The sequence below is a fragment of the Mesorhizobium sp. M1A.F.Ca.IN.020.06.1.1 genome (genome assembly GCF_004023265.1).
Classification (GTDB): domain Bacteria; phylum Pseudomonadota; class Alphaproteobacteria; order Rhizobiales; family Rhizobiaceae; genus Mesorhizobium.
The window spans coordinates 1-1,827 of the sequence record NZ_RZSR01001098.1; the positions used below are offsets into that span (position 1 = coordinate 1).

General features: G+C 64.8%; 1 protein-coding gene and 2 pseudogenes. All 3 read left to right on the forward strand.

What is annotated here, in order from left to right:
- Window positions 1-188 (forward strand): annotated as a pseudogene (locus tag EOA60_RS31340) (ATP-dependent dethiobiotin synthetase BioD); the annotation flags it as partial.
- A complete protein-coding gene (locus EOA60_RS31345; RefSeq protein WP_091595819.1) occupies window positions 188-1,453 on the forward strand; it encodes an adenosylmethionine--8-amino-7-oxononanoate transaminase in 1,266 nt (421 codons plus the stop codon). The pseudogene EOA60_RS31340 and the gene EOA60_RS31345, both read left to right, overlap by 1 nt.
- Window positions 1,450-1,770 (forward strand): annotated as a pseudogene (locus EOA60_RS31350) (3-oxoacyl-ACP synthase); the annotation flags it as partial. The gene EOA60_RS31345 and the pseudogene EOA60_RS31350, both read left to right, overlap by 4 nt.
- Window positions 1,771-1,827: the final 57 nt, after the last annotated feature.

Genomic DNA, 1,827 nt, shown 5'->3' on the forward strand with positions numbered 1-1,827 from the left:
GCTCCATCCCGCTCATCGGCATTGCCTTCATGGGCGAAGAGGTGGCCGATACGCAAAGGACAATCGTGGAATTCGGCGGCGTGCCGCAGCTCGGCAGGCTGCCGCACCTCGGTCCGCTGACGGGTGAAACGTTGAGAGATGCAATGATTTCCGGCTTCGACCTGGCCATGATTGCCGGAGGCGACTGATGGCGCAGTCTCGAGTCTGGCATCCGTTCACGCAGCACGCGCTAGAGCCCTCGATCCCTGAAATCGTGCTGACTGAAGGCGCCTATCTCCACAAGGCCGACGGCTCCCGCATCCTGGATGCGATTTCTTCCTGGTGGGTCGTCACTCATGGCCACCGCCACCCCCGCATCATGAAGGCCATCGAGACGACCGCGTCGAACCTCGACCAGATCATCTTCGCGGGCTTTACCCACGAGCCGGCCGAGCGCCTGGCCGAGGCGCTTGTCGGCCTCGCACCCGCCGGCCTTGACCGGGTGTTCTATTCCGACAGTGGCTCGACCTCAATCGAAGTCGCGCTGAAGATGGCGCTCGGCTATTTCCGCAACATCGGCGCGCCGCGTTCGCGCATCGTCGTCATGGAGCACAGCTATCATGGTGACACGATCGGGGCGATGAGCGTCGGCGCCCGTGGCGTGTTCAACGCCGCCTACGAGCCCTTGCTGTTCGAGGTCGACACCATCCCCTTCCCGGCCGCCGGGCGCGAGCAGGAAACGCTGGATCGGTTCGAGGCACTCTCCCGCGACCGGCGCGCCGCCGCGCTGATCGTCGAGCCGCTCGTGCTCGGCGCCGGCGGCATGCTCATGTATCCGGCCTGGGTTCTGACCGAATTGAAGAGGATCACTGAGGCCGCCGGCACGCTGCTGATCGCCGATGAAGTGATGACCGGCTGGGGGCGCACCGGAACCATGTTCGCCTGCGAACAGGCGTCCGTCTCGCCGGACATCCTGTGCACCTCGAAAGGTCTGACCGGTGGTACCATCCCGCTGGCCGCCACGATCGCCACCGATGCCATCTTCCAGGCTCACTATTCCGAGGATCGCAAGAAGACGTTTTTCCATTCGAGCTCCTACACCGCCAATCCGATTGCATGCGCGGCGGCACTTGCCAATGTCGAGATCTGGCACGACGAGCCGGTGGCCGATCGGATCGCGGCCTTGAGCGAGCGACAGGCCGCCGGGCTTCGACGCTTTCGCGACAACCCTCGCTTCACCGATTGCCGGACAACCGGCACCATCGCGGCACTCGACCTACGCACCGGCTCAGCCGGTTATCTGGCCGAGATCGGGCCAAAACTGCGCGCTTTTTTTCTTGAGCGCGGCCTGCTCGTGCGCCCGCTCGGCAATGTCCTGTACCTTCTGCCGCCCTATTGCATTACCGGCAACGAGTTGGATGGGCTCTATGACGCCATCGAGGAGGCCGGCGAACGCTTCGGCTCAAAGCCATGAGCCGATCATCGCGCATTCTCGGGCTTGGCCATCATGCGCCCGCGCGCAAGGTGGAGAATCCGGAAATCGAAGATCGTCTCGGGCTTGAACCCGGCTGGATCGAGCGGCGCACCGGGATACGGTCGCGCTTCTGGGCAGCGGACGAAGACACGCTGTCGGCCCTTGCCGCGCACGCCGGCGACATGGCGCTGACCAATGCCGGTATCGACCGCGGCGACATCGGCCTGCTGTTGCTCGCTACCTCCACACCCGATCATCTTCTGCCGCCAAGCGCGCCCCTGGTCGCACATCGGCTGGGACTAGGTCGCGCCGGCGCGACCTAGTCCCAGCCGATGTGCGACCAGGGGCGCGCTTGGCGGCAGAAGATGATCGGG

Coding starts and splice junctions, on each gene's coding strand:
- EOA60_RS31345 (WP_091595819.1), top strand. CDS start 188: ATGGCGCAGTCTCGAGTCTGGCATCCGTTCACGCAGCACGCGCTAGAG.